A 6,346-nucleotide genomic window follows, 5' to 3' on the forward strand; every position below is an offset into this window, starting at 1 on the left:
ACGTCCCTGACAACCCTTCGCCCGGGTCTTTCCTGCCCGTCGCCGCGCAGGGGCGCGGGCAGCCCGATCAGGTCCGCCGCCCGGCGCCGTGAGCGGAGCCGGAGGCCCACGTCCCGTGCGCAGCCCCGGCGTTCGGCCGGGCGAGGGCCTGCCCCGCCGATGCCGCGGCGGCCCGTAACCGGCCCCAGGGCTCGCTGGCACCTGCCGGAACCGCCAAGTCAGCCCGCGCATACGGACGTTGCGTCCTGCCCGTACGGACGGTCCCGGCGGTACGTGGAGTCCCCGGTGGGCCCGTAGCTCAACCCCTGCCCACCGGCGGGGACTTCGGCCTCCACTGCGGCAAGGACCCTGCGTACGAGCCGTACTCCCGTACGGGCTCACGGAGTTGACGGGCACGACGATGACAGGCCGGGACGGTTGCCACGGTCACGGTCACGATCACCGCGCGGCGGAACCGTCGTGGTCGTCGGCAGGAGGGCTGTGGCGTTCGGCGAGCAGGCCGACGCCGAGATCTTCCCGCATGAGTCTGCGCATCCTGGCGGCCGCCTTGCCACGCGCCTCCCAGCGGGCGCGATCCTCCGGACTGCCGACAGCGGTGCCCTCCGCGTAGCCGTCGCAGATGGCTCGCAGGCAGTGGAACACGCTGTTGGACGCCTTGACGACGGGTTCGGGCGCGATGAGCCACATCCGTTCCGACGCGATGGCTATGTCCGAATCCCGAAAGGCTTCGCGCAGCGCAAGAGCCCGCGCGTCGCCGGAAGGATGCTCTCGCTCGGCCGACCCCCGCAGGGTCTCACCGAGGACCTTCACGGTGGTGGTGTACTGCGTGTAGACGTCGAGCCGCAGACGATGAGCTTCCTTGACGTCTTCGTGCTTCCACCGGTTCCGGTCGGCGATGAGAGTGGCGACGATGCCGATCGCGGCCCCGGTCAGCGTGGAGAGCAGTGGCAACCAGTCCATGCGGGCCAGCTTGAGCCATCCCGGGACGGCGGCACCAGGCGGCCTTCGAGGACGAACCGTACCGCCGGCGCCGTGACCCGGCGGCCGAACTCCCCGCGCTCCGCGCTCAGTTCGCCCTGCACCCCGCGGTCAGTTCTCCCGGCGCCCGTCCACGCGGCGCGGCAGCCCCAGCGGGTTGGCGTCGCGCAGCTCGGGCGGCAACAGCGCCTCGGGGGCGTCCTGGTAGGCGACGGGACGCAGCCAGCGTTCGATTGCGGTGGCGCCCACGGACGTCGAGGTGGACGTCGTCGCCGGGTACGGGCCGCCGTGGTGCTGTGCCGGGGCGACGGCCACGCCTGTCGGCCAGCCGTTGACCAGCACCCGGCCCGCCAGCGGCGTCAGCATGGCCAGCAGCCGCGCGCCGTGTCCGCCGTCGCCCGCGGCCTCGGCGACGCTGAGGTGCACCGTGGCCGTCAGGTTGCCGGGCAGCCGGGAGAGCGCGGCGGTGACCTCGTCCTCGTCGCGGTAGCGCGCGACGACGGTGACGGGGCCGAAGCACTCCTCCAACAGCGGTTCGTACTGCGGCTGTCCGAGCTTCTCCGCGGGGACGGTGAGGAAGCCGGCGGCGACCGTGTGCCCGTCCTCGCCCGCGCCCGCGGGCACGGGCGTCTCGACGCCCTCCAACTCCGCACGGGCGCCCACCCCTTCGAGGAACGCCTCACGCATCCTGCCGTCCAGCAGCGGGCCTGGGGCGGCCTTGCCGACCGCGGCGCGCAGCGCCTCCAGCAGCCGGTCGCCGTCCGCGCCCTCGGGGGCGAGGACGAAGCCGGGCTTGGTGCAGAACTGGCCCGTGCCCATCGTCATGGACCCCGCGAGCCCCTCGCCGATCTCCTCGGCGCGTTCGGCCGCGGCGGCGGAGGTGACGACGACGGGGTTGAGGGAGCCGAGTTCGCCGTGGAAGGGGATCGGCGTGGGCCGCGCGGCGGCGGCGTCGAAGAGCGCGCGTCCGCCGCGCACGGAGCCGGTGAAGCCGACGGCCGAGACCAGCGGGTGCTTGACCAGCTCGACGCCCGCCTCGAAGCCGTGCACGACGCTCAACACGTCCTCGGGCAGACCCACTTCGGCGGCGGCGCGGCGCAGCGCGGCACCCGTCAGCGCGGACGTCGCCGGGTGGTCCGGGTGCGCCTTGACGACGACGGGGCAGCCCGCGGCGAGCGCGCTCGCGGTGTCGCCGCCGGGCACGGAGAAGGCCAGCGGAAAGTTGGAGGCCGCGTAGACGGCGACGACGCCGAGCGGAATCCTGTAGCGCCGCAGATCGGGGCAGGGCGGTGTCGCGTCCGGGTCCTTGTGGTTGATCGTCACGCCGAGGTAGGCGCCGTCCTCGACCTCGTCGGCGAAGGCCCGCAACTGCGCCTGCGTACGGGCCAGTTCGCCGGTCAGCCGGGGACGTCCGAGGGCGGTCTCGGCGTCGGCCGCGGCGATGATCTCCTCGCCGGCGGCGCCGAGTTGCCCGGCGGCGGAGCGGAGCAGGGCCGCGCGGACGGTGCGGTCGGCGAGCGGTTCCCTGGCCGCGTGCGCGGCCCGTACGGCCGAGTCGACCTCGCCCGCCGTGGCCTCCGTGCCGACCTGCTCACGCTGCTGCCCGGTCCGGGGGTCGACGCTCCACACTGGTGCTGCTGCCACCGCGATTTCCTCCTGCCACGCGCTTGTCTCCGCGGAGAGGGCGTTCGATATGCTGAACACCGTCTCTGTCGGTGAACCTGCCGGGAGCCTAGGAGCGCCGCGACGAGGGGGTCAAGGACGATGCCAGCCAGTGAGACGACGGGCGCATCGCAGGTCAAGTCCGCAGTGCGCACAGTGGAGTTGCTCGAATACTTCGCGGGACGGCCCGGGATGCACTCCCTCGCGGACGTCCAGGAGGCCGTCGGCTACCCCAAGTCCAGTCTCTACATGCTGCTTCGGACCCTCGTCGACCTGGGCTGGGTGGAGACGGACTCCACCGGCACACGGTACGGCATCGGCGTACGGGCCCTGCTGGTCGGCACCTCGTACATCGACGGCGACGAGGCGGTCGCGGCGGCACGGCCCACCCTCGACCGGCTCTCCGACGACACCACGGAGACCATCCACCTCGCGCGGCTCGACGGCACCAACGTCGTCTATCTCGCCACACGCCAATCGCAGCACTATCTGCGGCCGTTCACCCGCGTCGGGCGCCGGCTGCCCGCGCACTCCACGTCCCTGGGCAAGGCGCTGCTCGCGACGTACGACGACCAGCAGGTCCGCAAGATGCTCCCGGAGACGCTGCCCGCGCTCACCGAGAACACCCTCACCGACCGCGAGGCGCTGATCGAGGAGCTGGCGCTCGTACGGGAGCAGGGGTACGCCGTGGACCGCGAGGAGAACACCCTCGGCTTGCGCTGCTTCGGCGTCGCGATCCCCTACCGGACCCCGGCGCGGGACGCCGTGAGCTGCTCGGTTCCGGTCGCACGGCTCACGCCGGGGCACGAACAGCTCATCAAGGACGCCCTGTTCGACGCGCGGGACCGGCTGACGCTGGCGACGCGACGGCTTTAGCCGACGCCGACGGCTGCGGCTGGGGCTGGGCCTGCCGCCGCGGACGTGAGGGGGCCTGCCGCGTACGCGCCGGGTCGCATACCGTTGCCGGATGGCTGAGCTGCTGCACATCACGGAGCGTCCGCTGTGGGAGGCCGCCCGTGCGGCCGGCGCGTACGAGATGTCCACCCGGGGCCGGACGCTGGAGGAGGTCGGCTTCATCCACTGCTCGCACCGGCACCAACTGCGGGCGGTGGCGGAGATGTTGTACGCGGAGTGGGACCCGGAGAAGCTGGTGGTGCTGGTCATCGACGGCGACCGCGTCCCCGCGCCGATCCGCTACGAGCCCCCGGTGCCCGGCGCCACGGAGGAGTTCCCGCACATCTACGGGCCGCTGCCCGTCTCGGCCGTCGTCACGGAGGAGCCGTGGAGCTGGACGGCTGCGCGGGACGAGGAGGGCTCCGCGGACCAGGGCGGATGAGCCGGGGCGGGCGAGCCAGGGCGGGCGAGAGCAGCCGGGAAGCCGTTCCCGCGGCCGGGGCCGCCGCGGCTATGGTGGACGTCATGCATCGCTTGTCATGTCTGAGCTGGTGGCGCTCCTTCTAGGAGCGGCCACCACTCGTGCATGAACCGGGCCGTTCGGACGGACGGCCCTTTCTCGTGTTCCCCGGTGCGGGGGTCGTGCCGTTCGGCGGCGGCACCGACCACCGGGAGACACCGTGAACACGACCGTCCAGACCACCGGCGGCCCCGCCCCGGCCTCCGCTCCGTCCGGCTCCCCCGGCGACGCCCTCGGGCTGTCCGCCGCCCGGGCCCGAAGTGCCGTACTGGAGAGGGAGATCCGGGAGAACCCCGGGCGGTTCCGCGTACTGACCGGCGACCGTCCCACGGGACGACTGCACCTGGGCCACTACTTCGGCACCCTGCACAACCGGCTGCGTCTGCAGAGACTCGGCGTGGAGATGTTCGTCCTCATCGCGGAATACCAGGTCCTGACCGACCGGGACGCGGCGGACGATCCGGCCGGGCACGTCGAGGAGCTGATGCTCGACCATCTCGCCGTCGGCATGGACCCGGCGCGCACCACGATCTTCACCCACAGCGCCGTACCCGCCCTCAACCAGTTGCTGCTGCCCTTCCTCAGCCTCGTCTCCGTCGCCGAGCTCGGGCGCAACCCCACGGTCAAGGACGAGATCGCGCACGCGCGGCAGTCCTCCGTCAGCGGGCTGATGTTCACCTACCCCGCGCACCAGGCGGCCGACATCCTCTCCTGCAAGGCCGACCTCGTCCCGGTCGGCCAGGACCAGCTCCCCCACCTCGAACTCACCCGTACGATCGCCCGCCGCTTCAACGACCGCTACGGGGCGGGCAGTCCGGTGCTCCCCCGGCCCGACGCCCTGCTGTCGGACGCACCGCTGCTGCTCGGCACCGACGGCACCAAGATGAGCAAGAGCCGGGGGAACGCCGTCGCGCTGGCGGCCGGTCCGGACGAGACCGCCCGCCTGATCAAGGCCGCCAGGACGGACGCCGAGCGGCACATCGCCTACGACCCGGCGGGACGGCCGGAGGTGTCCTCGCTTCTGCTGCTGGCGGCCCTCTGCCAGGGCCGGACCCCGCAGGAGGTCGCCGCGGAGATCGGCTCCGCGGGGGCCGCCGCGCTGAAGCGGGTGGTCGTCGAGGCGGTCAACGAGCATCTCGCTCCGATCCGGGCCCGCCGCCGCGAGTACGCACGGGACCGTGGCCTGCTCCGCCGGATTCTGCGGGAGGGGAACGAGCGGGCGACGGCCGTGGCGGACGACACCCTCGCCGAGGTCCGCGTCGCCATGAAGAACCACCACTGACGCTCCGGGCGGCGCACCCCGCGGCCGTACGTACGGGCGCGGGGACCTGTGCCGCCCTGTGCCGTCCCGGGCCGCCCGGTACCGTCCCGGCTACACGGTCCCGGAGGCGCCCTTGGCGACCGGCCGTACGGCGCACCGGTCGGAGAAGCCCTGACCGACCAGTCCCAGCGCGGAGTTGATGCGGGAGCGGTGGTTCTCGACGGCGACCATCGCCACGAGTTCGATGAAGGCGCGCTCCCCCAGCGTGCCGATCAGCTCCCGCGTCATCGCGTCCGTCACCGCCGGCTCGGTCTCCGTCATCGCCTCGGCGAACTCCATGACGAGCAGCTCCATTTCGGTGAAGTGCTCGCGGTGCTCCCGCCACGCCGGGACGTACTGGATCTTCTCCATCGGCAGACCCTGGTCCTCGGCGAGCCAGTAGCCGAAGTCCATGCACCAGGAGCAGCCGATACGCGCCGCCGTGACCATCTCGGCCAGATGCTTGAGTCCGGGGTCGAGGTCCTTCCAGGACGCGACGCGGGACTCGTACAGGGCGACGGCCCCCAGCACCTTCGGGTTGTGCCCGGAGGCCCTGAGCGGGTCCATGACCTTGCCGTACTTGCGGCGCGAGTACCACTCGGCCATGCGCAGGACCAGGCCGCGCGGCGGATCGAGCGAGATACGTGCCATGACTGGTGCTCCTTCGTCCCTCGGTTCGGGGGTCGGACGGACCGCTTGCGTCCGGCTGACACCTCTACGACGGGACGGGCCGCGCGTATGTGACACGCGCCGCCGGGTCACTCCGCCGGGCTGCCGGAGGCGACCGAGCGCAGTGCGTCCGCGACGGCGGCGAGGTCGGCGTCGGGGGCCAGCCCCGCGTGGTAGAGCCGCAGTTCGTTCGCCCCTCGGGCGCGGGCGTCCGCGGCGTCGGCGGCGAGGGTGTGCGGGGAGCCGCCCATGCCGGAGACGACGGTGAAGTTCGCGGCGACGGTGAAGTTCGCGGCCGGGGCCCGCGCCGCATCCGCTCCCGT

At 72.8% G+C, this 6,346-nt stretch carries 6 protein-coding genes and 1 pseudogene; 3 read left to right on the top strand and 4 right to left on the bottom strand.

The window, feature by feature from the left end; genetic code table 11:
* Nucleotides 1-438: 438 nt before the first annotated feature.
* Nucleotides 439-960 carry a hypothetical protein gene (locus AN218_RS26330; RefSeq protein WP_244900728.1) on the bottom strand — a complete coding sequence of 174 codons (522 nt, stop codon included), beginning with the start codon at nt 958-960 and terminating at the stop codon, nt 439-441.
* 129 nt (nt 961-1,089) lie between these two features.
* Complete coding sequence (locus AN218_RS26335; protein WP_070019560.1) at nt 1,090-2,622, bottom strand: aldehyde dehydrogenase (NADP(+)); 1,533 nt, start codon at nt 2,620-2,622, stop codon at nt 1,090-1,092.
* Nucleotides 2,623-2,742: 120 nt separating this feature from the next.
* Here AN218_RS26335 and AN218_RS26340 point away from each other — a divergent pair, with 120 nt between their 5' ends.
* From AN218_RS26340 to trpS, 3 genes are all read left to right on the top strand, one after another.
* Entirely contained in the window at nt 2,743-3,516 is a 774-nt protein-coding gene (locus tag AN218_RS26340) for an IclR family transcriptional regulator (RefSeq protein WP_070019561.1), read from the top strand.
* A gap of 91 nt (nt 3,517-3,607) precedes the next feature.
* Nucleotides 3,608-3,976, top strand: coding sequence for a DUF952 domain-containing protein (locus tag AN218_RS26345; protein WP_070019563.1), 369 nt, complete (start codon nt 3,608-3,610; stop codon nt 3,974-3,976).
* Nucleotides 3,977-4,214: 238 nt separating this feature from the next.
* Nucleotides 4,215-5,336 (top strand): tryptophan--tRNA ligase, encoded by a 1,122-nt coding sequence (trpS, locus tag AN218_RS26350; protein ID WP_079132613.1) that lies wholly within the window; start codon nt 4,215-4,217, stop codon nt 5,334-5,336.
* Nucleotides 5,337-5,426: 90 nt separating this feature from the next.
* Here the strand turns inward: trpS and AN218_RS26355 are convergent, their stop codons facing one another.
* Together AN218_RS26355 and AN218_RS26360 are read right to left on the bottom strand one after the other, a co-directional pair.
* Nucleotides 5,427-6,005 carry a carboxymuconolactone decarboxylase family protein gene (locus AN218_RS26355; protein ID WP_070019565.1) on the bottom strand — a complete coding sequence of 193 codons (579 nt, stop codon included), beginning with the start codon at nt 6,003-6,005 and terminating at the stop codon, nt 5,427-5,429.
* Nucleotides 6,006-6,112: 107 nt separating this feature from the next.
* A pseudogene (locus AN218_RS26360) lies at nt 6,113-6,346 on the bottom strand (hypothetical protein); the annotation flags it as partial.

The sequence above is a fragment of the Streptomyces nanshensis genome (assembly GCF_001751255.1).
GTDB classification, from domain to species: Bacteria; Actinomycetota; Actinomycetes; order Streptomycetales; family Streptomycetaceae; genus Streptomyces; species Streptomyces nanshensis_A.